Raw genomic sequence first — 25468 nt, 5'->3', positions numbered from 1 at the left:
GGCCTACGGATGCGACATGTCGGCCGGGCAAGGCGAAGCCGCCCCCGGCTTTTTTATACCGTGAATCCGAGCATCATGCCGGTATCTTCATGCTCTAACAGATGACAGTGCGCCATATAGGCATGCTCTTTCGGCGCGTCGTGGTCAAACTTCACCAGCACCTCGCTGACGCCGCCTTCTACCCGCACCGTATCCTTCCATCCCGCGCGGTGCGCGGCAGGCGCTTTGCCATTCTCAGACAAAATGCGGAACTGGGTGCCGTGAATATGGAACGGATGCAGCATCATGTCGCCCTGACCGGAAATCACCCAGCGCTCATGCTGACCTTTCGCCGCGGCGAACATGGGTTTATTCATATCAAACGCCAGACCGTTAATCCGGTTGGCATTATGGAAATCAAATGATCCCGCCTGCTTCATGTTGCCATGCTGCATACTCCCCATGTTGCCATGGTTCATATTGCCATGATTCATCTTCCCGTGGCCCATATTGTCATTATTCATATGGTCCATCATCTTCCCATGATCCATACCCGCCATCGCCTGACCGCCGTATTTCTTCATCAGCATTTGCATGCCCATCATGTCGAGCATCGGATCCATAGACAGCTGTAGTTTGCGCACCGTCAGGCCATCCAGTGACGGCAAGGACGGCATGGATGTCAGCGAATCAGGCAGCGTTGCGGAAGCGGTAATCAGCAGCGGCTGAACGCGCATCACCGGGTGCGGCTTATCAAATGGCGCAACCGCCATCCCCATCTGGCTGACAGGCAGAGTGACCAGATCAAACGCCTTACCGTCGCTCACATCCACCAGCACTTCAAAGCGCTCGCCCATCAGCATAGGAAGTTCCGTTACTTTGACCGGTTCCGCCAACAGTCCACCATCGCTGGCAATAACGTACAGAGGACGATTGTCGCTGGCGGCAATATTCAGCGAACGCGCGTTACACCCGTTCAGCAGACGTAAACGCAGCCAACCGCGCGGTGCGGCATGTTGAGGATAAATCGCGCCGTTGGTCAGCAGCGTATCGCCAAACCAGCCGACGGCAGCGGTCATCATGTCCAGTTGATAGTTAATCTGTCCATCGGTGGAAAACTGCTTGTCCTGAATAATCACCGGCACATCATCAATGCCCCACTGCTTCGGCAGCAGCAGTTTGTGGATCTCTTCATCTTCAATCAGCACCAGTCCGGCCAGCCCCATCGCCACCTGGCGACCGGTTTTACCATGCTGATGTGGATGGAACCAACAGGTTGCTGCCCGTTGATCCGGTGTGAAAGTGACGGAACGTTTCCCGCCTGCCGGGATAATACCTTGCGGCCCACCATCAACTTCACCAGGAATTTCCAGCCCGTGCCAGTGCAACGTCGTCTCTTCGGCAAGCTGGTTGTGGATATCCACCGTCACCGATTGCCCTTTGTTTAGCTTTAGCGCCGGCCCGAGCAAATTGCCGTTATATCCCCACGTCGTGGCGGTTTTACCTGCAAAGTTCGACTGCCCGGCTTGTGCAATCAACTGAATGCGATTAGATGCATCGGCGGTTAACAGGTCTGGAATGGGTAATGCCGGACGGTCGGCGGCAATAACGCTACGGCTCCACAGAGGTAATGCTGACGCGACGCCCAGCGCCACGGAGTACTTTAAAAAGTCACGACGTTGCATAATCACTTCCTTATATTCAGCAGCTTAAGCAGGCTATCTTTTAAGCATAAGCCTTCCCCTTACGGGAAGGTCAAGTAAACGGCTAATAATAAAGGTCGTCGCTTCGCTCGCAGTGTGCTAACGTTTAAATTCCGTGATGCAGTGGTAGAAGCAATGAAGACGTTTTTCAGAACAGTTTTGTTCGGCAGCCTGATGGCCGTATGCGCAAATAGCTACGCGCTGAGCGAGTCCGAAGCCGAAGATATGGCCGATTTAACGGCAGTTTTTGTTTTTCTGAAAAATGACTGTGGATACCAGAATTTGCCAAATGGGCAGATCCGTCGCGCACTGGTCTTTTTTGCCCAGCAAAACCAGTGGGACCTGAGCAATTACGACACCTTCAACATGAAGGCACTGGGTGAGGACAGCTATCGCGATCTCAGCGGTATCGGCATCCCAACGGCAAAAAAATGCAAAGCGCTGGCGCGTGACTCCCTGAGCCTGCTGGCTTACGTTAAATAATCCACCGCCGTTACTCTGGCTGTACCAGCGTCAGGGCCACGGATTGCGCTTTTAATTCAGCCTGCGCGCCTTGCGGCAAATTCACATCGGTAACGATATCAGTAAAGCGGCTAAGCGGCGCGACGTTAAATAACGAATGCGCGCCATACTTGCTGCTATCCGCCAGTAATACCTTCCGTTGCGCATTGGCAATAATTTCTTGCTTCAGTCCCGCCTTGTCTTCCGTTGGCGTGGTCACACCCTTTTCCATGCTCCAGGTGTTACAGCTCATAAAGGCGATATCGGGATAGACGCTACGCAACATTTTCCGTCCAAACTCACCAATGCAAGACTGACTGCTGTCATCAATGCGTCCACCAACAATAGTCACTTCTATCTGACGGAATTCTGACAAAAACAGAGCAATATGCAGATCAACAGTAATGACGCGCAGCGGCAAATGGGTCAGACATTTTGCCAGTTCCAGCATTGTGGTACCGGCATCAAGCACCACAGCATCGCCCGCATGCACCATTGAGGCGGCAAAACGCGCGATCGCCCGTTTCTCAGCGGGCGATCGCAGTTGCTTTTCATTGGTGGTCGGCTGCGCCGCTTCAAAACGTCGCAGGGCAACACCGCCGTGGCTACGGCTGATCACGCCCTGTTCATCCAGCTTGATAAGGTCGCGTCTGATTGTTGCTGGAGAGGCGTCAACCGCCTCTACCAGTTGCTCCACGGTCACCAGCGTATGATTTTTCAAATACGCCACAATCTTATCCAGACGGTGTTGGCCTTTCATAACAGTAAATTACGCCAGTTGCATTGCCAGTTTGATCGATACGGCCATGCTCTCAGATTTTGCTTTTCCCGTCCAGGCGATATCAAATGCCGTACCGTGATCGGCAGAGGTACGAATAAACGGCAAACCTGCTGTGATATTTACCCCATCATAAAAACCGAGCAACTTAAGCGGGATATGGCCCTGATCGTGATACATCGCCACCACCATGTCGTACTGGCCTTCATAAGCCTGCAAAAACACAGTATCCGGCGGGCACGGTCCGTATACACTCATCCCCTTCGCTTTCATATTCTCAATCGCAGGCCCGACAATGCGGATTTCCTCATCACCAAACAGGCCATTCTCACCGGCATGTGGGTTCACTCCCGCGACGGCAATACGCGGATGCGCAAAACCGACGCGCTTCAGGAAGGTATCGGCAATGCCAATTACCGTTTCAACACGTTGTCCGTTGAGCGTATCGAGAAATTTGCGCAAAGCAATATGCGTGGATACATGGATGACTTTCAGCTTGTCGGTGTAGAGCACCATTGCGTAATCACGACTTTCCGTCAACGTTGCCAGCAGTTCCGTATGTCCGGGATAATTGTGTCCGCCAAGATGTAATGCTTCTTTATTCAACGGTGCGGTCGCAATGGCATGCACATCACCTTTCATCGCCAGTTCCGTCGCTCGTTTTACACAGCGATAGGCCAGATCGCCTGCCTGCGCCTGCACTGTTCCCGGCACCAGTTCGTCGGGTTGCGCCAACGGTTCATCAATCACATGAATCGTACCCGGTTTAAATCGGGCATCAGCAACCTTTTCGATAGCGCGGAATGTCACCCCTTCAGCCAGCCCCTGGGCCTGTAATCGCTGCAGAGTTTGCAGGCACCCTACCACCACCAGCGGGGCGCCATTAAGGTCATCTTCACGCAGTGCTTTAACAATAATTTCCGGGCCAACCCCCGCCGGATCTCCCATCGTAATCGCAATAGTTTTAGTTACCACGGTACATCTCCTCAATAAAATAAAGCGCATCACAAAGGGTCGTGTCGGAACCGAATCCACCCGCTTTGGTAATCACTGGCAGGTCGTCAATCTCGCTGTTCACAAATGTTCCACACGGAATACAGGGGGCAACCTCACTTTGAATGCGATACCCTTCCGCCCCCAGCGCACTGGCGACCGCCGTAGCAATATCGCCTCCGGTCAGGAACAAACCACCGATACGCGCCTGCTCAATAATCCGCAATGTTATCTCTCCAAGACGTCGACTCAGCAGTTCTCCCAACTGTTGCCGGCTCATTTCCAGGTTGGTGCACAGCGAGTCGATCATATTCCGGTCTTCTGCACACCGACTGGTACGCAAGATCGTGTGCTGTTGCTGGCTCAACTGCGCGCAAGCCTGTTCAATAACAGAGGCCATTTCCTGCTCAAATGACGATGCAGACAATCGCGCAGCATCGATATCAACCACCGCAGCCCGGCCCTGGCACAACGCTTTTTCCACCTGACGTCGCGTTGCTTCGCTCATCGAGCCTGCCACCACCAACACTGGTAATTCCTGCTTTTCTTGCATAAACGTTCCGGCAGGCAATGCATTAGCAAGCCCTGCCGCCCCGACCAATAACGGCATCTGTTTTTGTTCGCAGACAGCGTGCGCGATCAGCGACAGATCTCGCTCTTCCACAGCATCCACCACCACCATGCATTCGCCTTCTGTCGCAAAAGCGCGAAGCAGCGCACTTAAGCTTCCCCGACGCACATCCGATAGCGACACCTCATGTACCGGGATATCGCTTTGCAACGCGATCAGTTCAGCAATGCGAGAAGAGTGAATGGGCGTTTTTGGATCGCTGGCAAATTCCGTCTCTAACAGCGGCACGCCATGTACCAGACATAATCCATCCTGTGTGGTACGCCCGGCAGCAGGGATCGCTGCCGCAATCACGGCCAGCGTCCGACCAGCAGCACGCATGGCTGCGGTGACTTCGGCTCCCACGTTGCCACGGAAAGTAGAGTCGATTTTTTTGTATACCAGCGGTATTACTTCTCCTTCACACCATGGCGCTAACGCCTGTTGTACAGCTGCAGCGGCCTGCATTGCAGGCATCGCCCGACTTTCGGTGTTAATGACCAGCACATCGGCGCGACGAGAGGGTTTCTGCGCAGGTGTGAGCATGACCTCCGTACGTGCGCCTTTTTTCGCCAACTGTACGCCGGTATCGTTAGACCCCGTAAAATCATCGGCGATAACGATCATTTTCATGCTTTGTTCTCCTGAACTGCCTGGCGCGCCTGTTTTTTCGCCACCCACGACGTAAGAATGGGCGTCAGAATAGCAGTCGTAATTACCGACGCTGCGATCAACGGCGCAGCCGCAGCAGCAACCTCTGCCAGCGATGGATCGGCTTGTGCTATCGCCAATGGCGTCGCGACCGCGTTCCCCGCAGTACTGGATGCAGCAGCGCCAGCAATACCACTCCCTCCGACGAGACGATCGGCGCGGATGTTAAAGAAGCCGCCAACAAAGGTGGTCAGCACACCCAACAGAATGCCTGCCACACCGCCCTGCAGCAGCATTTCCAGGTTAATACCAGCCCCAAGTGCAAAGGCAAAGAAAGGAATGAGCAACGGACCGCCTTTGGTCAGGAAGTCACGCATATTGGCATCGAGGTTACCGAGGATCATACCTACCACCAGCGGTACTAAAACCGCCACCAGCGCCATGACAGGAATATTTGCCATACCCGCTGCACCCAACGCGATCATGGTAAAGAAAGGCCCATCATTCAGCGACAAGATAGAGATCGCACCGACATCACGTTCGTTGCCAAACTCCCCCACCAGCGCCGCATAAAGCCCGCCATTAGAGTTACTCATTGCTGCAATAATGGCGACACCGCTTAAGCCAAAGATACCTTCCGCGCCAAACAGATGTTCAACCCCGAGACCAATCGCGATGGCGACAAGTAATTTTGTCAGCGTAATCGTACCGCCTTGTAACAAAGCTTGTGGCGCCGCCTTTACGCTAATCCCTGCGCCCATGCAGAGCAGGAACGCGCCGATTAGGGGGGCTGCGCCATTTTTAAATAAAGCAGTGGTGAATCCACCAATCTGCAACGCCTGCGGGGCAAAAGTGTTGATAATGGCACCGATAACCAACGGCACAACCATCATGCCGCCGGGTACACGTTCTATTGCCTTCTTGATGTTCATGGTCTTCCCGCCTGTTGTTATGTTGTGATTAAATAAAATCATAACGATTATATTCAATCAAAATAAAAGCGCAAACGCGGCAGATCACAGTTTAATAATGATCAATAAAAATCAAATAATCATTTTTGTGAAAAAAAAAGCCGGGTTCGTCTCACCCGGCTTGATTGATATCTGAAATTTCTCAGGATTGATGGACAAATTCACGGTACGCCGCGACCACTTGCAGAAAATCCTCTACGCCGCAGAGCGAAAAGCTCTCTTCGTCGTAGTAGCTCATCCCCTCTTCCATTTCATCGCCTGAAAACTCAAGCTGATTGGCGCGAATCATCACCTCTTCGCCATCCAGCCAGAGCGTGTATTCATGCCCTGCTCGCTGCCAGGAGCGCTCACTGCCCTTAACCGCACGCGCCGCCTGTTCCACTTCATCAAGTAAGGCCAGGTTCTCTTTCACTTCTTCATTAAACCAGTGCCCCACCACCTCGTGGCCCATGGACATACGCACTTTTACCACTCCGGTAATATCGCGCAGAAATTCGTAATCCATAATGTCTTCCTCTGCTCCCGGCAATGCGCCAATACCGCATTGCGCCTTGCTGTAATTATCGCAGCAGCGCGGCAGAAAAAAAGCGTAGCGGGTATAAGGAATAGAAATAAAAATGCCCGGAGAAGCAGACTCCTCCGGGCATTGATGCGTTTTTACACAAAACGCGTTAGCGCATTAGACTGCGGTCTGGAAAATCACGCCGTCCGCTTTCTCGGTGTACTGAGAAAGCTGGTCGAAGTTCAGATAACGGTAGGTATCCACCGCCGTCTTATCCACCTGCGCCACATAGGTCTGATACTCTTCCGCTGTAGGCAGTTTGCCAATCAGCGCCGCAACCGCCGCCAGCTCAGCAGAAGCCAGATAGACGTTTGCCCCGGTACCTAAACGGTTCGGGAAGTTACGGGTAGAGGTCGATACCACCGTTGCGCCGTCAGCCACACGCGCCTGGTTACCCATACACAGGGAACAGCCAGGGATCTCAATACGCGCGCCGCTCTTACCAAACACGCTGTAGTAGCCTTCTTCGGTCAGCTGCGCCGCGTCCATACGGGTCGGCGGAGCCACCCACAGGCGCGTCGGCAGTTGGCCTTTGTGCGCATCCAGCAGCTTACCAGCGGCGCGGAAGTGGCCGATGTTGGTCATGCAGGAACCGATGAACACTTCGTCGATCTTCTCGCCCTGCACGTCGGACAGCAAACGCGCGTCGTCCGGATCGTTCGGCGCACACAGGATTGGCTCTTTGATATCCGCCAGATCGATGTCGATCACCGCCGCGTATTCCGCGTCGGCATCGGCTTCCAGCAGCTGCGGATCCGCCAGCCATTTTTCCATGCCCTGGATACGACGTTCCAGCGTACGACGGTCGCCGTAGCCTTCGGCGATCATCCACTTCAGCAGGACGATGTTGGAGGTCAGGTATTCAACGATCGGCTCTTTGTTCAGCTTGATGGTACAACCGGCAGCAGAACGCTCGGCGGAGGCATCGGTCAGCTCAAACGCCTGCTCCACTTTCAGATCCGGCAGACCTTCGATTTCCAGGATGCGGCCAGAGAAGATGTTTTTCTTCCCTTTCTTCTCAACGGTCAGCAGGCCCTGTTTGATAGCGTACAGCGGGATGGCGTGTACCAGATCGCGCAGGGTGATGCCTGGCTGCATTTTGCCTTTGAAGCGCACCAGCACAGATTCCGGCATATCCAGCGGCATCACGCCGGTCGCGGCAGCAAACGCCACCAGACCAGAGCCCGCCGGGAAAGAGATACCAATCGGGAAACGGGTATGGGAGTCACCGCCGGTACCCACGGTATCCGGCAGCAGCATGCGGTTCAGCCAGGAGTGGATAACGCCGTCGCCCGGACGCAGAGAGACACCGCCACGGTTCATAATGAAGTCTGGCAGCGTATGGTGCGTGTTCACGTCAACCGGCTTCGGATACGCCGCAGTGTGACAGAAGGACTGCATCACCAGGTCAGACGAGAAGCCCAGACACGCCAGGTCTTTCAGTTCGTCACGGGTCATCGGGCCGGTGGTGTCCTGGGAACCTACGGAGGTCATCTTCGGTTCGCAGTACGCGCCCGGTCGGATGCCTTTCACGCCGCAGGCACGGCCAACCATTTTCTGTGCCAGAGAGAAGCCACGGCTGCTTTCTGCCACGTCTTTCGCCTGACGGAAAACGTCTGAGTGCGGCAGACCCAGCGCTTCGCGCGCTTTGGTGGTCAGGCCACGGCCGATAATCAGCGGAATACGGCCACCGGCGCGCACTTCGTCGATCAGCACGTCGGTTTTCAGTTCGAAGGTTGCCAGCAGTTCACCGGTTTCGTGGTTGCGCACTTCACCGCTGTAAGGGTAAACGTCAATCACGTCGCCCATGTTCATGTTCGACACGTCGACTTCAATCGGCAGCGCGCCCGCATCCTCCATGGTGTTGAAGAAGATAGGCGCAATTTTGCCGCCGAGGCACAGACCGCCGCCGCGCTTGTTCGGCACGTTCGGGATGTCATCGCCCATAAACCACAGCACGGAGTTGGTCGCGGATTTACGGGAGGAACCGGTGCCCACCACGTCGCCCACGTAGGCCAGCGGGTAGCCTTTTTTCTGTAATGCTTCGATTTGTTTGATCGGGCCAACGACGCCCGGCTGATCCGGGTCAATGCCTTCACGGGCGTTTTTCAGCATCGCCAGCGCGTGCAAAGGAATATCCGGGCGGGACCAGGCATCCGGGGCCGGAGAGAGGTCATCGGTGTTGGTTTCACCCGTCACTTTAAAGACGGTAACGGTAATTTTTTCAGCAAGCGCTGGACGGTTGAGGAACCATTCGGCATCAGCCCAGGACTGCATTACCTGCTTCGCATATTCGTTGCCCGCTTTGGCTTTTTCTTCTACATCGTAGAAGTTATCGAACATCAGCAGCGTTGAAGAGAGCGCTTTGGCGGCAATCGGCGCCAGTTTTGCGTCGTCCAGCGCATCGATCAGCGGATGAATGTTGTAACCACCCTGCATGGTGCCCAGCAATTCAATGGCTTTTTCTGGCGTGACCAGTGGGGAGGTGGTGTCGCCTTTCGCGACAGCAGCGAGAAAACCGGCTTTAACATATGCGGCTTCATCTACGCCAGGAGGAACGCGGTTGATCAACAGGTCTAACAGGAATTCTTCTTCGCCCACAGGCGGGGTCTTCAGCAGCTCGACAAGTGCGGCCATTTGGGTTGCGTCTAAAGGTTTTGGCACAATCCCCTGGGCAGCACGCTCAGCTACGTGCTTACGGTATTCTTCTAGCACGACGATATCTCCTCGCTCTCATTGTCATAATGCGGCGCTTTTGTTGATGGGCGATTCTCTTCACGCTCCTGTGAGACAGTAGTTAGTAGGGTAAATGCCCGGTACCGCATAAGGCACAATAACAGGATTTTCTTTAAGTGTTAATCTGTTTACAAAAAAGCAACATAAAAAATTGGCTGAATCGTTAAGAATGGTCTAACACCCTTGCTATATCAGGCACAGCTATTTCAGCCCGCAATATTTGGACACATTATTTCGCATCGCTTTAAAAAACTTGCGCTGGCGATCCCAAGATTCGTCAAAAATTAAACTATCGTCTCTTTATACTCGCTTGAAACTGCACCCGTTGGCGGCAGGCATGATGACCATGACGGTTCTTCCTGAACCGGGAGAGATAAAATGACGTTGCCCTTTAAGCCCCATATCATTGCTCTTGCGTGCAGTGCAGGGTTGTTTGTCGGTGCGGGCGTGCTGTATGTAAAAAGCCGCACACCGGAAGCCCCCGAACAACCAGCCCCGGCAGCGGTTGCGCCTCAGGCGCCTGTTGCCGCGACACCTGTCGCGCCCGCTGCGCCAGCCACGTATACCACGGCTCAACTTGATCAGTGGGTTGCGCCTATCGCCCTCTACCCCGATCCGCTACTGTCCCAGGTATTGATGGCCTCCACATACCCATCAAACGTTGTTCAGGCTGTGCAATGGTCGCGTGATAACCCAACCCTGCAAGGTGATGCCGCCATTCAGGCCGTGTCCGGTCAGTCCTGGGATCCAAGCGTAAAATCGCTGGTGGCATTCCCACAACTGATGGCTCTGATGGGCGAAAACCCTGACTGGGTGCAAAATCTGGGGAACGCGTTTCTGGCTCAACCGCAGGACGTGATGGACGCGGTACAGCGCCTGCGTCTGTTGGCTCAACAAACCGGTTCGCTAAAATCCTCGCCACAGCAAACCGTGACCAACACGCAAAAAACGACGGTTGTCGTACCGGCGCAATCATCCTCAACCTCAACATCCCATACGGCAAGCAGCGCACCTGCGACAACGGTTATCAAAATTGAGCCAACCGATCCGCAGGTTGTCTATGTGCCCAACTACAACCCGAGCGTGGTCTACGGCAGCTGGCCTAATACTGCGTACCCGCCTGTCTATCTGCCGCCCCCTCCGGGAGAGCAGTTTGCCGACAGTTTTGTCAGAGGATTCGGTTATAGCCTGGGCGTTGCGACCACCTATGCTCTGTTCAGCAACATTGACTGGGATGACGACGACCATCATCATGACGACGATCACCACGACCATGATAATGGCGGCCCGCATGGTGGAAATGGTTACCAGCACAACGGTGATAACATCAACATTAATGTGAATAACTTCAACCATATCTCCGGGCAAAATATCAAAGGGCAGACCATGGGCTGGCAGCATAACCCGGCATATCGTGACGGCGTGCCGTACCAGAACAACGCTGTCGCCCAGCGCTTTCATCAAACAAATGTCAGCGGCGGCTTAAGTTCAACCCAGCACACCCCCACCACTTCCGCCACACGTGACAGCCAGCGTCAGGCGGCGATGACACAGTTCCAGCAGCGAACCCATACATCACCCGCCAACCTGTCAGGCGAGACATCCCGCGATAGCCAGCGCAAAGCGGCATCGCAGCAGTTAAATCAAATTGCCCAGCGTAATAATTACCGTGGCTATGACGGAACACAAAACAGCAGTCGTCGCGAGGCGGCACAGCAGATGCTGAATAAATCTACCACGCAGCAGCATCGCTCCGAGCTGAAGGCTAAAGCCCAGCAACACCCTGTTTCGCAGCAGCAGAGAGACACCGCCCGCCAGCGTATTGAATCCTCTACGCCGCAGCAGCGTCAGTCCTTCCGCCAGGAGATGCATGCCAACGCCTTTAGTGGGAATGACAGCCGCTCACCGTCATGGCAGTCGCAGCAGTTGCGCGGGCAGGAAAGCCGCCGCATCGGCAATATCAATACCGGACAACGTGCTGCCGCACGTGAAAATTTTTCTGAGCACCACGAGTTTCGCCGTCGTTAATCGGAGCCGATGATGAAAAAAATCATGTTAAGCGCCCTGTTGCTGTCATTGCCATTCATGAGCTATGCGCAGCAGGCGTTCACGTCGCCCGAGGATGCGGCGAGTGCATTCGCCACTGCAGTGGCGCAGCAAAATGAAGCGCAGCTCACGGCGTTGTTAGGCGACAACTGGCGGCATTTTTTGCCGCCGGAGGGCGCTGACCCAGAGGCTATCGCGCGCTTTAACCGCGACTGGAAAATTAGCCATCATATTATTCAGCAGGACAACATGGCGCATCTGAACGTAGGGCAAGAGAACTGGCAGTTACCCATTCCAATGGTGAAAACGAGTAAAGGCTGGCAATTTGATATGGCTGAAGCTCAGGAAGAGATCCTCACGCGTACTATCGGTCGCAATGAGCTTTCCGCCATCGAGGCGCTGCACGCTTACGTTGATGCTCAACAAAGCTATTACGCGCTCAATCAGTCATATGCGCAAAAGATTGTCAGCAGCGAAGGCAAAAAAGATGGTCTTTATTGGCCCGTCTCTCCGGGCGAAACGCCAAGCCCTCTGGGGCCAGCTTTCAGCCCACAGGAGCCAGGGGCTGGCTATCACGGTTATCGCTTCCGTATTATTCCCGACAAAGCCAGCGGATTCGCGATGGTTGCGTGGCCCGTCGACTACGGCCAAACAGGGATAATGAGCTTTATGATTAGCGGCGATGACACCGTATATCAGGCCAATCTTGGCGAAGCATCACAGCAAAAAGCGCAGGCGTTAAGCGAGTACAGCCCGGATAAAACTTGGCAAGCCGTCACCCCGTAACGTGAGGTCCATACGCAGTCAGTAAGCCGGGTAAGGCAAAGCCGCCACCCGGCAACTCGCAACAAATTACAGGATGTTAGCAACAGATTTCGCCAGTTGAGCTTCCAGAACCGGCTTCGCTTCTTCGAACTTCAGGTTCACTTTATTGGCGTTAGATACTACGCGGGTCTGATATTTGGCGCGATCGCCTTGCGCGGTGCTGGTTTGCAGCTTAATGCCGGACGTCCCCTGACGCAGCGCGGCAACGTTATCTGTTGTCACTTTCGCTTTGCTGCGCTCGGAGATTTGCAGGTCAGTGACCATGGTGTAGTTTACGTCTTCCACCATCGCATCAGCAGCCATACCGATCAGTCCCGCTGCCAGGCCAACGCCCAGCGCCGCACCGGAGGAGTTGCTGTTATAAGCGGTAATCCCCGCGCCTAAAGCAGCCCCCATCGCCGCCCCTTCATAACCGGTCTTCAGGAAGCCCTGAGCTTCGCGCAGATCCATTTTGTCCGCTTTCAGTACGTTCGCCTGCACCCAGTAGTACGCGCTGTCCGGTGAACTGGTCACTTTATAGCCCTTCGCGGACAGGTCATTTGCCAGCAGGGTTTGCAGGTTGCTCATGTCTTTATCGGAAGTGTTTTTCACCTGAATGTAGACGGTCTTCTCGCTGGAAGGCTCCAGCCAGATGGTTTCGCTCATCTGCGTTTTCACTTCAAGATTACGTTTTTTAACGGCGGTGGTCATGGCGCCACACCCGGTCAGCGTAATTGTCGCGACAACCATGCCAACAACCGCGATTTTTTTTAAAGACATGTTTTTTCCTTTTTTCGTGTAATAGAGAGTCCAGAGCCTCTTAACCGCGCGGCCAGTAGCCACACAATGGCGAAAAAAGTATCGGCAGTTGCGCAATTTTTTTTAGAGGAAATATCAATAAGATGACTACCAGAACTGGTAGTTTGGGATTGGTGACGCTCACGTCAGCGTGGATTTGTCTGACGTGAGCGGGAGAGTCAATTCTGATGCGGCATTAATTCAGGATAACCTTTAAACGTCGGCTTCGTGCTGGTAAGTGCTACTTCGTCAGCTCGAATGCTGCCAGAGTTTGTGGCCCACACACCTTCCTGTGTCTGGCTAATCTGCTGATGCTGCGCATTCAAATTTTGTCCCATTGCCGCAATATGCGTGCTTTCGGTACCGCCGCTGTTGGTAGCCCATGGGATGACGGCGTCCTGCGCCAGCGCCATGCCGGAAATAAACACGGTAGTCATTACTGCTGCCTTTAAAAAACGTTTCATCATTTCCCCTCTCAATTTGTTATCACGCTATTAGTTTAGAGGGTTATTAATTTCATCTAATGACAAGATAAGGTGATTTATTTCTTGTGAAACAGGATGTTGATTTGGAATGGCGATTTCATGCGGTTCGGGCGTATCGTGCAGTACAGGAAAAAACATTTTCTGGCAATTCGGCGATTTACTTTAATTCTCTCCAGATTTTGACACTACTTTGTAACAAACACATAAAAAAAGCGGCCATTCAGCCGCTTTTTATCATTTTGGAAAAATTACTTTTTCTTCGCTTTCGGGTTCGGCAGGTCGGTGATGCTACCTTCGAACACTTCAGCTGCCAGGCCAACGGACTCGTGCAGAGTCGGGTGAGCGTGGATGGTCAGCGCGATGTCTTCAGCGTCACAGCCCATTTCGATCGCCAGACCGATTTCACCCAGCAGCTCGCCGCCGTTGGTACCGACAATCGCCCCACCGATCACACGGTGAGATTCTTTGTCGAAAATCAGTTTGGTCATACCGTCTGCGCAGTCAGAAGCGATAGCACGGCCAGAAGCAGCCCACGGGAAAGTGGCGGTTTCGTAGCTGATGCCTTTTTCTTTCGCTTCTTTCTCAGTCAGGCCAACCCACGCAACTTCTGGTTCAGTGTACGCGATGGATGGGATAACTTTCGGATCGAAGTAGTGTTTCTTACCGGCGATAACTTCAGCGGCAACGTGACCTTCGTGAACACCTTTATGCGCCAGCATCGGCTGACCGACGATATCGCCGATAGCAAAGATGTGCGGCACGTTAGTGCGCAGCTGTTTGTCAACGCGGATGAAGCCACGGTCGTCAACTTCCACGCCAGCTTTGCCCGCATCGAGGTTTTTGCCGTTCGGTACACGACCGATAGCCACCAGCACGGCATCGTAACGCTGTGCTTCAGCAGGCGCTTTTTTGCCTTCCATGGAAACGTAGATACCGTCTTCTTTCGCTTCAACGGCGGTCACTTTGGTTTCCAGCATCAGGTTGAATTTCTTGCTGATGCGCTTGGTGAAGACTTTAACCACGTCTTTATCGGCAGCTGGGATAACCTGATCGAACATTTCAACCACGTCGATCTCTGAACCCAGCGCATGGTACACGGTACCCATTTCCAGACCGATGATACCGCCGCCCATAACCAGCAGGCGCTTAGGAACAGTTTTCAGTTCCAGCGCGTCAGTGGAATCCCACACACGCGGATCTTCATGCGGAATAAACGGCAGTTCGATCGGACGGGAACCCGCCGCGATGATCGCGTTGTCGAAGTTGATCACGGTTTTGCCGTTTTCGCCTTCAACTTCCAGGGTGTTCGCCCCGGTAAATTTACCCAGACCATTAACCACTTTCACTTTACGGCCTTTAGCCATACCAGCCAGACCGCCGGTCAGTTGAGTGATAACTTTTTCTTTCCAGGTACGAATCTTGTCGATATCGGTTTTCGGCTCGCCAAAAACGATACCGTGTTCAGCCAGCGCTTTGGCTTCTTCGATAACTTTTGCTACGTGCAGCAGCGCTTTAGAAGGGATACAGCCGACGTTCAGACAAACACCACCGAGGGTGCTGTAACGTTCTACGATGACGGTCTCCAGACCTAAATCTGCGCAACGGAAGGCAGCAGAGTAACCTGCAGGGCCTGCCCCAAGTACCACGACCTGAGTTTTGATTTCAGTGCTCATCATGACCTCTTAATTTATACCCGTCGTCCACCGGGTCGTTCTATCCGCCCGTATTTTACAAAATTGTTAACAATTTTGAAACAACAAACGGCAACCGATTTGTCTTTCGCACAATAACCTCACTGACTTCATGAGATTACCAGAAAAAAGCCGGCCGTCGGGCCGGCTTTTTCGCTTACATCACCAGGCGGCGAATGTCAGACAGCATGTTGTTGATGATGGTGATAAAGCGCGCACCATCCGCACCGTCGATTACGCGGTGGTCGAAGGAGAGCGAAATCGGCATCATCAGACGCGGCATAAACTCTTTACCGTTCCACACTGGCTCCATAGAGGACTTGGAGACACCGAGGATCGCCACTTCCGGCGCGTTAACAATCGGCGCGAAGTGGGTAGTACCCAGGCCACCGATGCTGGAGATAGTGAAGCAACCGCCCTGCATTTCGCCAGCAGTAAGCTTACCATCACGCGCTTTCTTGGAGATGGTGGTCAGTTCGCGAGACAGCTCGGTAATGCTCTTCTTATTCACGTCTTTAAAGACCGGAACAACCAGACCATTCGGGGTATCTACCGCAACGCCGATGTTGATGTATTTCTTCAGGGTCAGACGCTGACCGTCTTCGGACAGAGAGCTGTTGAAGCGCGGCATCTGTTCCAGAGCGGCGGCAACGGCTTTCATGATGAAGACTACTGGGGTGAATTTCACGTCCAGTTTACGTTTTTCAGCTTCGGCGTTCTGTTGTTTACGGAACGCTTCCAGATCGGTGATATCGGTCTTATCAAAGTGCGTAACGTGCGGGATCATCACCCAGTTACGGCTCAGGTTCGCCCCAGAAATTTTCTGGATACGGCCCAGTTCCACTTCTTCGATTTCACCAAACTTGCTGAAGTCCACTTTCGGCCAGGGCAGCATGCCCGGGATACCGCCGCCAGCAGATGCTGCCGGTGCAGACTCGGCGCGTTTAACCGCGTCTTTCACGTAAGCCTGAACGTCTTCACGCAGGATACGACCTTTACGACCGGTACCTTTCACTTTCGCCAGGTTCACACCAAACTCGCGCGCCAGGCGACGAATCAGCGGAGTCGCGTGGACGTAAGCGTCGTTTTCAGCGAAGTCAGATTTACCTTCCGCTTTTGCAGCTGGAGCTGCTGGCTTCTCAGCTTTCGCCGCCGGAGCCGGAGCCGCCGCTTCTTGTTTAGCCGGAGCGGCCGCAGGCGCTGCGCCTTCAACTTCGAAGACCATAATCAGAGAACCGGTTTTCACTTTGTCGCCGGTGCTGATTTTGATTTCTTTCACGGTACCCGCGAACGGAGCCGGAACTTCCATAGAAGCTTTGTCGCCTTCTACGGTGATCAGTGATTGTTCAGCGGCAATTTTATCGCCCACTTTAACCATCACTTCAGTGACTTCAACTTCGTCACCACCGATGTCCGGTACGTTAACTTCTTTCGAGCCAGATGCTACCGGAGCCGCTGCTGCTGGCGCCGCTTCGGCTTTCGCCGGTGCAGCCGCGCCCGCTTCGCCCGCCACTTCGAAGACCATAATCAGGGAGCCGGTAGACACTTTGTCGCCGGTGCTGATTTTGATCTCTTTCACGGTGCCCGCGAACGGTGCCGGAACTTCCATAGAGGCTTTGTCACCTTCAACGGTGATCAGCGACTGCTCAGCCGCAACGGTGTCGCCGACTTTGACCATCACTTCGGTCACTTCAACTTCGTCGCCGCCGATGTCCGGTACGTGTACTTCTTTCGCCGCTGCCGCAGCAGGTGCTGCTGCCGGAGCCGCTTCTTTCTTCTCTTCTGCCGGAGCAGGTGCAGCTGCTGCTGCACCGTCGGCGGAATCGAAAATCATGATCAGTTTGCCGGTCTCAGTTTTGTCGCCAACAGAGACTTTGATCTCTTTAACGATACCTGCCTGAGGAGACGGAACTTCCATAGAGGCTTTGTCGCCCTCTACGGTGATCAGCGACTGTTCAGCTTCAACTTTGTCGCCCACTTTGACCAAGATCTCGGTGATTTCAACTTCATCAGCCCCGATGTCCGGTACATTGATTTCGATAGCCATTATTCTTTTACCTCTTACGCCAGACGCGGGTTAACTTTATCTGCATCGATGTTGAATTTGGTGATTGCGTCAGCAACCACTTTCTTATCGATTTCGCCACGTTTAGCCAGTTCGCCCAGGGCCGCTACAACCACGTAGGAAGCATCAACTTCGAAGTGGTGACGCAGGTTTTCACGGCTGTCAGAGCGACCGAAGCCGTCAGTACCCAGTACGCGGTAATCATCAGCCGGTACATAAGTACGAACCTGTTCGGCAAACAGTTTCATATAGTCAGTAGATGCTACTGCCGGTGCGTCGTTCATCACCTGAGCGATGTACGGAACGCGCGGCGTTTCCATCGGGTGCAGCATGTTCCAGCGCTCACAATCCTGACCATCACGCGCCAGTTCAGTGAAGGAGGTTACGCTGTACACGTCAGAACCAACACCGTAGTCGTTCGCCAGGATCTGGGCAGCTTCACGGACGTGACGCAGGATAGAACCGGAGCCCAGCAGCTGAACTTTACCTTTGCTACCTTCGAGGGTTTCGAGTTTGTAGATACCTTTACGGATACCTTCCTCGGCGCCTGCTGGCATTGCCGGCATGTGGTAGTTTTCGTTCAGGGTGGTGATGTAGTAGTAAACGTTCTCTTGTTTCTCACCGTACATACGCTCCAGACCATCGTGCATGATGACCGCAACTTCGTATGCGTAAGACGGATCGTAAGAGATACAGTTCGGGATAGTCAGAGACTGAATATGGCTGTGACCATCTTCGTGCTGCAGACCTTCGCCGTTCAGCGTAGTACGACCGGAAGTACCACCAATCAGGAAGCCGCGCGCCTGCTGGTCACCAGCCTGCCAGCACAGGTCGCCGATACGCTGGAACCCGAACATGGAGTAGTAGATGTAGAACGGGATCATCGGCAGATCGTTGGTGCTGTATGAGGTCGCAGCAGCCAACCAGGATGCGCCGGCACCCAGTTCGTTGATACCTTCCTGCAGGATCTGACCTTTCTCGTCTTCTTTATAGTAAGCAACCTGCTCACGGTCCTGCGGGGTGTACTGCTGACCGTTCGGGCTGTAGATACCGATCTGACGGAACAGACCTTCCATACCGAAAGTACGCGCTTCGTCAGCGATGATCGGAACTAGACGATCTTTGATCGACTTGTTCTTCAGCATCACGTTCAGGGCACGAACGAACGCGATAGTGGTGGAGATTTCTTTGTTCTGCTCTTCCAGCAGCGCACCGAAGTCTTCCAGAGCCGGCAGTTCAAGCTTCTCGCTGAAGTTCGGCTGACGAGCAGGCAGGTAGCCGTGCAGTTTCTGACGCTGAGCGTGCAGATAGGTGTGCTCTTCAGAACCTTCCGGGAAGGTGATGTAAGACAGGTTTTCAACCTGCTCATCGGTCACTGGAACGTTGAAACGGTCGCGGATATAACGCACGCCGTCCATGTTCATTTTCTTAACCTGGTGAGCGATGTTTTTACCTTCAGCAGTGTCACCCATGCCGTAACCTTTAATGGTATGGGCGAGGATTACAGTTGCTTTGCCTTTGGTTTCCTGCGCTTTTTTCAGTGCAGCGTAGACTTTCTTCGGATCGTGACCACCACGGTTCAGGGCCCAAATCTGCTCGTCAGTCCAGTCAGCAACCAGCGCTGCGGTTTCCGGGTATTTACCGAAGAAGTGCTCACGTACGTATGCGCCATCTTTGGATTTGAAGGTCTGGTAGTCGCCGTCAACGGTTTCGTTCATCAGCTGGATCAGTTTACCGCTGGTGTCTTTACGCAGCAGCTCATCCCAACGACCGCCCCACATGACTTTGATAACGTTCCAGCCAGCACCTGCAAAGATGCCTTCCAGTTCGTTAACAATCTTGCCGTTACCGGTGACCGGGCCGTCAAGACGCTGCAGGTTACAGTTGATAACAAAGACCAGGTTGTCCAGTTTTTCACGGGTCGCGATAGTGATCGCACCTTTAGATTCTGGCTCATCCATCTCGCCGTCGCCGAGGAAGGCGTAAACGGTTTGTTTAGAGGTATCTTTCAGGCCACGGTGTTCCAGATATTTCAGGAATTTAGCCTGGTAGATAGCACCGATTGGGCCCAGACCCATAGAGACGGTCGGGAACTGCCAGAATTCTGGCATCAGTTTCGGGTGCGGGTAGGAAGACAGGCCTTTGCCGTGAACTTCCTGCCGGAAGTTGTTCATCTGCTCTTCGGTCAGACGACCTTCCAGGAATGCGCGTGCGTAGATACCCGGAGAGATGTGCCCCTGGAAGTATACCAGGTCGCCGCCATCCTGCTCGTTGCGTGCACGGAAGAAGTGGTTGAAGCAAACATCATATACCGTTGCGGAGGACTGGAAGGATGCCATGTGGCCACCCAGCTCAAGGTCCTTTTTAGACGCGCGCAGTACGGTCATGATGGCGTTCCAGCGGATAGCAGAACGGATACGACGTTCCAGATCCAGATTACCCGGATATTCCGGTTCATCTTCAACGGCAATAGTGTTTACATAATTGCTGGCCCCTGCACCTGCCGCTACTTTCACGCCGCCTTTGCGCGCTTCTGAAAGCAGTTGGTCGATCAGATACTGAGCACGCTCAACACCTTCTTCACGGATGACCGATTCGATCGCCTGTAGCCAGTCGCGAGTTTCGATCGGATCCACGTCATTTGGGAAACGTTCTGACATGGGGGTATTCCTTATCTATCTAATACGTTGAGTTATCTGGAACCTGTCCCATTGTGTTCTCGCTCAAGAGCACAATAAGACAGGTTCTGCGTTTAGTTGCCGCGCATTTTATTAGCGCTTGATTTACAACATCTTCTGGTTAACGTTCTGCCAGAAAAATCACTAATTCTTTCGTTGCTCCAGACGGCGTAAGGCGCGTTCACGACGGCTTTCCTCACGGCTTCTGTCCAGTAAAATCTCTTCGATAAACGCCAGGTGACGGTGAGACGCTTCACGCGCCTCTTCAGGCTTCCCGGCGATGATTGCTTCAAAGATACGGGTACGATGACTGCTTACCAGCGGCAGCATCTCGCGACGCGCGTACAGCAATTCGAAGTTTTGACGAACATTCTGGGCCAGCATCGGCTCCATACACCTTAGCAGATGGAGCAGTACCACATTGTGTGCGGCTTCGGTGACAGCAATTTGATACTGGAGTACCGCATCGGATTCGCCGTCCAGATCGCCGGACTGTTGCGCAAGCTCGATCGCATGGTGGAGTTCACGGATACGCGTTTTGTCTTCATCCGTGCTGCGTAATGCAGCGTAATAGGCTGCAATACCTTCCAACGCATGGCGCGTCTCAAGCAGGTCAAACTGGGATTCAGGATGGTCAGAGAGCAGCTCTACCAGTGGGTCGCTAAAGCTCTGCCACAGGCTGCTCTGAACAAAAGTGCCACCGCCCTGACGACGAAGCAGTAACCCCTTCGCTTCAAGGCGTTGGATCGCCTCGCGCAAGGAGGGGCGGGAGACGTCAAACTGTTTTGCCAGCTCGCGTTCCGGTGGGAGTTTTTCTCCGGGGCGAAGTGTCCCCTCAAGAATTAAAAACTCCAGCTGCTGCTCAATCACATCGGAGAGTTTTGGTTGGCGGATTTTGCTGTAGGCCATGATTTCCTGTCTTAAGCCATTTGCCCGGAGTCAATTGGTCTTACCAATTTCATGTTCTTGACGCTAAAGTAACAAAGTATTCACCTTCTGTCCATACAGGTTTTGATTGAAATCAGTAAAGGGGGCATATTTTAACAACATTACAGAAATAACGTTTCAAACATGTAACTATGCACAAATGTTAAATTTACCCACCATGGGGTAGTTTTAACCGAATTGAAACGAAAAAATATATTATCTGAACCGATTCACCTACCTAATTATCGACTCGTAAAGCGAAATTTATGAATAAATATTCAAAATGGAAATTTTGAGGTAGATAAACTCGCATTTACAAATGGTTTCTTTTTATTCAACTCGTCAACACCCTCGCATAAAGCAGGTGCATTCGCGCTCGCATAACATTATTCTGATCAAGACAAAAGTATTAAGGCAACATTTCCTTATTGGCATCTGTAAACAAATTAATACAACAAACGGAATTGCAAACTTACACACGCATTGCTGCGTAGTTCAAAAAATAAGTACTCGAAATATGAAGAGTAAAACCACACACGAGGTTTAATGATGGAAAGTCAACCGCATGGCGATCAGCTCAAGCGCGGCCTTAAAAACCGCCATATACAGCTAATCGCGCTGGGTGGCGCGATTGGTACCGGGTTATTCCTTGGTAGCGCATCCGTTATCCAGTCTGCAGGACCGGGGATTATTCTCGGTTACGCTATTGCCGGCTTTATCGCCTTTTTGATCATGCGTCAGTTAGGTGAAATGGTGGTTGAAGAGCCGGTTGCAGGCTCCTTTAGCCACTTTGCCTATAAATACTGGGGCGGTTTCGCGGGTTTCTCTTCCGGCTGGAACTATTGGGTACTGTACGTTTTGGTTGCCATGGCAGAGCTGACTGCCGTAGGTAAATACATTCAGTTCTGGTATCCGGAGATCCCAACCTGGGTTTCTGCGGCTGCCTTCTTCGTGCTGATCAACGCCATCAACCTGACCAACGTGAAGGTGTTTGGCGAGATGGAGTTCTGGTTTGCCATTATTAAAGTCATTGCCGTAGTTGCGATGATCCTGTTCGGCGGCTGGTTGCTGTTTAGCGGTAACGGCGGCCCACAGGCCAGCGTCAGCAACTTGTGGAGCCAGGGGGGCTTCCTGCCACACGGCTTCACCGGTCTGGTGATGATGATGGCGATTATCATGTTCTCCTTTGGTGGGCTGGAACTGGTCGGCATCACCGCAGCAGAAGCCGATAACCCGGAGCAAAGCATTCCGAAAGCGACTAACCAGGTTATCTACCGTATCCTGATTTTCTATGTCGGTTCGCTGGCGGTTCTGCTTTCCCTGATGCCGTGGACACGCGTCACGGCTGATACCAGCCCGTTTGTCCTTATTTTCCACGAGCTGGGCGACACCTTTGTTGCCAATGCGCTGAACATCGTGGTGTTGACCGCCGCCCTTTCTGTCTATAACAGCTGTGTATACTGCAATAGCCGCATGCTGTTCGGTCTGGCGCAGCAGGGCAACGCGCCGAAAGCGCTGATGAACGTCGACAAGCGCGGCGTACCGGTGAACACCATTCTGGTCTCCGCGCTGGTAACGGCTCTATGTGTGTTGATCAACTATCTGGCGCCGGAATCCGCCTTTGGCCTGCTGATGGCATTGGTGGTTTCCGCCCTGGTGATCAACTGGGCGATGATCAGCCTGGCGCACATGAAGTTCCGCAAAGCCAAACAGCAGCAGGGCGTAACCACCCGCTTCCCGGCTCTGCTCTACCCGCTTGGTAACTGGGTGTGCCTGCTGTTCATGGCCGCAGTGCTGGTGATTATGCTGATGACGCCGGGCATGGCGATCTCGGTGTACTTAATCCCGGTATGGATTGGTATTCTTGGCATCGGCTATCTGTGCAAGCAGAAAACGGCCCGCGCGGTTAAAGCGCATTAAACTTCCCTCCCCCACCTGGACCGGGTGGGGGTTGTTACCTGCCTCACACTTTCCCATTCACGACTGTTTCGTCCATATCAGCGGCGTTATCCTGCAACGTAAAAACACCGGTACCAGACAATAATTCTCTCCATATCTCATTAATGGAGTGCAGTTGATGGAAACCAGTAAGCTCACGGTGAAAGAAAAGATCGGCTATGGAATGGGCGACGCCGGATGCAACATCATCTTTGGCGCCATCATGTTGTTTGTTAACTATTTTTACACAGATATTTTTGGTCTGGCGCCTGCCCTGGTCGGCGTATTACTGCTCTCAGTACGCGTTATAGATGCCGTTACCGACCCTATAATGGGCGCGATGGCCGACCGCACACGCAGTAAATATGGTCGATTTCGTCCATGGCTTTTGTGGATGGCTTTCCCTTACGCATTATTCAGCGTGCTTATGTTTACCACCCCTGAGTGGACGTATAACAGCAAAGTTATCTATGCCTTCGTCACCTACTTCCTGCTCTCTATTACCTATACGGCGATCAACATTCCCTACTGTTCGCTCGGCAGCGTTATCACCAACGATCCCAATGAACGCGTCGCCTGTCAGTCATATCGCTTTGTATTGGTAGGGATTGCAACCCTGCTACTCTCCCTCACCCTGCTGCCGATGGCTGACTGGTTTGGCGGGGAAGACAAAGCTAAAGGGTATCAGATGGCGATGGCGGTGCTCGCCTTCATCGGCATGTGCATGTTCTTGTTTTGCTTTGCATCAGTCCGTGAACGCGTTCGCCCCGCCGTGCAGACTAACGACGATTTAAAAGCCGACCTGAAAGATGTGTGGAAGAACGATCAGTGGGTAAAAATCCTGCTGTTAACCCTGTGCAACGTCTGCCCGGGCTTTATTCGCATGGCCGCCACCATGTACTACGTTACGTGGGTTATGCAACAAAGCACGCAGTTCGCCACGTTGTTTATCAGCCTCGGCGTCGTCGGCATGATGATCGGCAGCATGCTGGCGAAGGTATTAACCGATCGCTGGTGCAAACTGAAGGTGTTCTTCTGGACCAACATCATCCTGGCGATTTTCTCCGCTGCATTTTATTTCTTCGACCCGAAAGCCACCATGATGATCATGGTGCTCTACTTCCTGCTCAACATCCTGCATCAGATCCCTTCCCCGCTGCACTGGTCGTTGATGGCGGATGTCGATGACTACGGTGAGTGGAAAACCGGTAAGCGCATCACCGGGATCAGTTTCTCCGGTAACCTGTTCTTCCTCAAGCTGGGCCTGGCGATTGCCGGGGCGATGGTTGGCTTCCTGCTCTCCTGGTACGGCTACGACGCAGGGGCGAAAGCGCAAAGCGACTCTGCCATCAACGGTATTATGCTGCTGTTTACCATCATACCCGGCGTAGGGTACCTGATTACCGCAGGCGTGGTTCGCCTGCTAAAAGTTGACCGCGAGTTTATGCAGCAAATCCAGACCGATCTGGAAAAACGCCGTACCAACTACCGTGAACTGAATGAATACCACGATATAAAAACGACTGAACCCGTAAGGAAAGCCTAATGAATCAGTGGCCAAATCCCTTTATCGAACAACGCGCCGATCCGTTTATCTTACGCGACGGTAGCCACTACTATTTCATTGCGTCAGTGCCAGAATATGACCGGCTGGAGATCCGTCGGGCCGACTCTCTGGAGGGATTGCGCTCCGCCACTCCCGTTGTCGTCTGGCGTAAGCCGGAAAGTGGTCCTATGAGCCAGCTCATCTGGGCGCCGGAACTTCATCATCTGGCGGGCAAGTGGTACATCTATTTTGCCGCTACCCATACTCAGGCGCTTGATAAGCTGGGAATGTTCCAGCACCGCATGTTTGCTTTGGAGTGCGCAGACGCCGATCCGTTGACCGGCAAGTGGACAGAGAAAGGCCAGATTAAAACGCAGTTTGATACCTTCGCCCTGGATGCCACCACCTTTAATCATCAGGGGAAACAATGGTATCTATGGGCACAAAAATCACCCGATATCGCCGGAAATTCCAATATTTATCTCGCAGAGCTGGAAAACCCATGGACGATTAAAGGCGAGCCGGTCATGCTCAGCCATCCTGAGTATGACTGGGAATGCCGGGGTTTCTGGGTCAACGAAGGTCCGGCCGTCGTGGTGCATGGCGACAAGCTATTTATCAGCTATTCGGCCAGCGCCACCGATGAGAATTACTGTATGGGGTTGCTGTGGATTGACCTCAACGACGATCCGCTCACCCCGCAGAACTGGCATAAATCACCGCGCCCGGTCTTTACCACCAGCTATGAAAATCGTCAGTATGGACCGGGACACAACAGCTTTACGCAAACGCCGGAAGGTGAAGATGTACTGGTGTACCACGCGAGAAATTACACCGAAATTGAAGGCGATCCGTTGTACGATCCAAACCGCCATACGCGTCTGAAACTGGTACGCTGGGACGAAAACGGGATGCCTGATTTTGGCATCCCGCCTGCTGATACGATCTAAGCCGTTGCACTGCCCGGTGGAGCTAATGGTATGAACCGGAAACATGGGTAACACTT

The 25468-nt window shown here is 53.1% G+C and carries 19 protein-coding genes; 6 read left to right on the top strand and 13 right to left on the bottom strand.

Annotated features, from left to right (window positions below; all coding sequences use genetic code 11):
• Nucleotides 1-53: 53 nt before the first annotated feature.
• Nucleotides 54-1664 carry a multicopper oxidase CueO gene (gene cueO / locus FDX04_RS03550; RefSeq protein ID WP_137370439.1) on the bottom strand — a complete coding sequence of 537 codons (1611 nt, stop codon included), beginning with the start codon at nt 1662-1664 and terminating at the stop codon, nt 54-56.
• Nucleotides 1665-1817: 153 nt separating this feature from the next.
• Here cueO and FDX04_RS03545 point away from each other — a divergent pair, with 153 nt between their 5' ends.
• Nucleotides 1818-2165, top strand: a complete 348-nt coding sequence (locus tag FDX04_RS03545; protein ID WP_003018667.1) for a YacC family pilotin-like protein — start codon at nt 1818-1820, stop codon at nt 2163-2165.
• Between the two features lie 10 nt (nt 2166-2175).
• Here FDX04_RS03545 and FDX04_RS03540 read toward each other — a convergent pair whose 3' ends face one another.
• The 6 genes from FDX04_RS03540 to acnB form a co-directional block, all read right to left on the bottom strand.
• Nucleotides 2176-2943, bottom strand: a complete 768-nt coding sequence (locus FDX04_RS03540; RefSeq protein ID WP_137360268.1) for a DeoR/GlpR family DNA-binding transcription regulator — start codon at nt 2941-2943, stop codon at nt 2176-2178.
• A gap of 9 nt (nt 2944-2952) precedes the next feature.
• On the bottom strand, nt 2953-3936 hold the full coding sequence (locus FDX04_RS03535) for a D-threonate 4-phosphate dehydrogenase (protein WP_137360267.1): 984 nt from the start codon (nt 3934-3936) through the stop codon (nt 2953-2955).
• Nucleotides 3926-5197, bottom strand: coding sequence for a D-threonate kinase (locus tag FDX04_RS03530; protein ID WP_137360266.1), 1272 nt, complete (start codon nt 5195-5197; stop codon nt 3926-3928). The genes FDX04_RS03535 and FDX04_RS03530 overlap by 11 nt, the downstream gene beginning before the upstream one ends.
• On the bottom strand, nt 5194-6147 hold the full coding sequence (locus tag FDX04_RS03525) for a 2-keto-3-deoxygluconate permease 1 (protein ID WP_137360265.1): 954 nt from the start codon (nt 6145-6147) through the stop codon (nt 5194-5196). The genes FDX04_RS03530 and FDX04_RS03525 overlap by 4 nt, the downstream gene beginning before the upstream one ends.
• Before the next feature lie 181 nt (nt 6148-6328).
• On the bottom strand, nt 6329-6691 hold the full coding sequence (yacL, locus tag FDX04_RS03520) for a protein YacL (protein ID WP_038637284.1): 363 nt from the start codon (nt 6689-6691) through the stop codon (nt 6329-6331).
• 174 nt (nt 6692-6865) lie between these two features.
• Entirely contained in the window at nt 6866-9463 is a 2598-nt protein-coding gene (gene acnB / locus FDX04_RS03515) for a bifunctional aconitate hydratase 2/2-methylisocitrate dehydratase (protein ID WP_137370438.1), read from the bottom strand.
• 399 nt (nt 9464-9862) lie between these two features.
• On the opposite strand from acnB, the gene FDX04_RS03510 reads away from it, so the two are divergent.
• A complete protein-coding gene (locus FDX04_RS03510) occupies nt 9863-11512 on the top strand; it encodes a DUF3300 domain-containing protein (RefSeq protein WP_137360263.1) in 1650 nt (549 codons plus the stop codon).
• 9 nt (nt 11513-11521) lie between these two features.
• Nucleotides 11522-12316: a DUF2950 family protein gene (locus FDX04_RS03505; protein WP_137360262.1), complete on the top strand. Its 795-nt coding sequence runs from the start codon at nt 11522-11524 to the stop codon at nt 12314-12316.
• A gap of 66 nt (nt 12317-12382) precedes the next feature.
• Here FDX04_RS03505 and traT read toward each other — a convergent pair whose 3' ends face one another.
• The 6 genes from traT to pdhR all read right to left on the bottom strand — a co-directional run bounded on the left by traT (nt 12383) and on the right by pdhR (nt 20960).
• Nucleotides 12383-13114, bottom strand: coding sequence for a conjugal transfer complement resistance protein TraT (gene traT, locus FDX04_RS03500; RefSeq protein ID WP_137360261.1), 732 nt, complete (start codon nt 13112-13114; stop codon nt 12383-12385).
• Nucleotides 13115-13311: 197 nt separating this feature from the next.
• Nucleotides 13312-13596: a hypothetical protein gene (locus FDX04_RS03495; RefSeq protein ID WP_137360299.1), complete on the bottom strand. Its 285-nt coding sequence runs from the start codon at nt 13594-13596 to the stop codon at nt 13312-13314.
• 269 nt (nt 13597-13865) lie between these two features.
• Nucleotides 13866-15290, bottom strand: a complete 1425-nt coding sequence (gene lpdA / locus FDX04_RS03490) for a dihydrolipoyl dehydrogenase (protein WP_003018686.1) — start codon at nt 15288-15290, stop codon at nt 13866-13868.
• A 175-nt stretch (nt 15291-15465) separates the two neighbouring features.
• Nucleotides 15466-17355, bottom strand: a complete 1890-nt coding sequence (gene aceF, locus FDX04_RS03485) for a pyruvate dehydrogenase complex dihydrolipoyllysine-residue acetyltransferase (protein ID WP_137360260.1) — start codon at nt 17353-17355, stop codon at nt 15466-15468.
• Between the two features lie 14 nt (nt 17356-17369).
• Nucleotides 17370-20033: a pyruvate dehydrogenase (acetyl-transferring), homodimeric type gene (aceE, locus tag FDX04_RS03480; protein WP_137360259.1), complete on the bottom strand. Its 2664-nt coding sequence runs from the start codon at nt 20031-20033 to the stop codon at nt 17370-17372.
• Between the two features lie 162 nt (nt 20034-20195).
• On the bottom strand, nt 20196-20960 hold the full coding sequence (pdhR, locus tag FDX04_RS03475) for a pyruvate dehydrogenase complex transcriptional repressor PdhR (protein ID WP_003018699.1): 765 nt from the start codon (nt 20958-20960) through the stop codon (nt 20196-20198).
• 564 nt (nt 20961-21524) lie between these two features.
• Here pdhR and aroP point away from each other — a divergent pair.
• The 3 genes from aroP (at nt 21525) to FDX04_RS03455 (ending at nt 25412) form a co-directional block, all read left to right on the top strand.
• Nucleotides 21525-22898 (top strand): aromatic amino acid transporter AroP, encoded by a 1374-nt coding sequence (gene aroP / locus FDX04_RS03470; protein WP_165406846.1) that lies wholly within the window; start codon nt 21525-21527, stop codon nt 22896-22898.
• Between the two features lie 157 nt (nt 22899-23055).
• A complete protein-coding gene (locus FDX04_RS03460) occupies nt 23056-24462 on the top strand; it encodes a glycoside-pentoside-hexuronide (GPH):cation symporter (protein WP_137360258.1) in 1407 nt (468 codons plus the stop codon).
• Nucleotides 24462-25412 (top strand): family 43 glycosylhydrolase, encoded by a 951-nt coding sequence (locus FDX04_RS03455; protein WP_137360257.1) that lies wholly within the window; start codon nt 24462-24464, stop codon nt 25410-25412. The genes FDX04_RS03460 and FDX04_RS03455 overlap by 1 nt, the downstream gene beginning before the upstream one ends.
• The last annotated feature ends 56 nt before the right edge of the window (nt 25413-25468 follow it).

The sequence above is a fragment of the Citrobacter sp. wls615 genome, assembly GCF_005281355.1.
GTDB lineage: Bacteria > Pseudomonadota > Gammaproteobacteria > Enterobacterales > Enterobacteriaceae > Citrobacter > Citrobacter werkmanii.
Note: the sequence above shows the minus strand (reverse complement) of the source record. Positions and strands in the feature narration are given on the sequence as shown.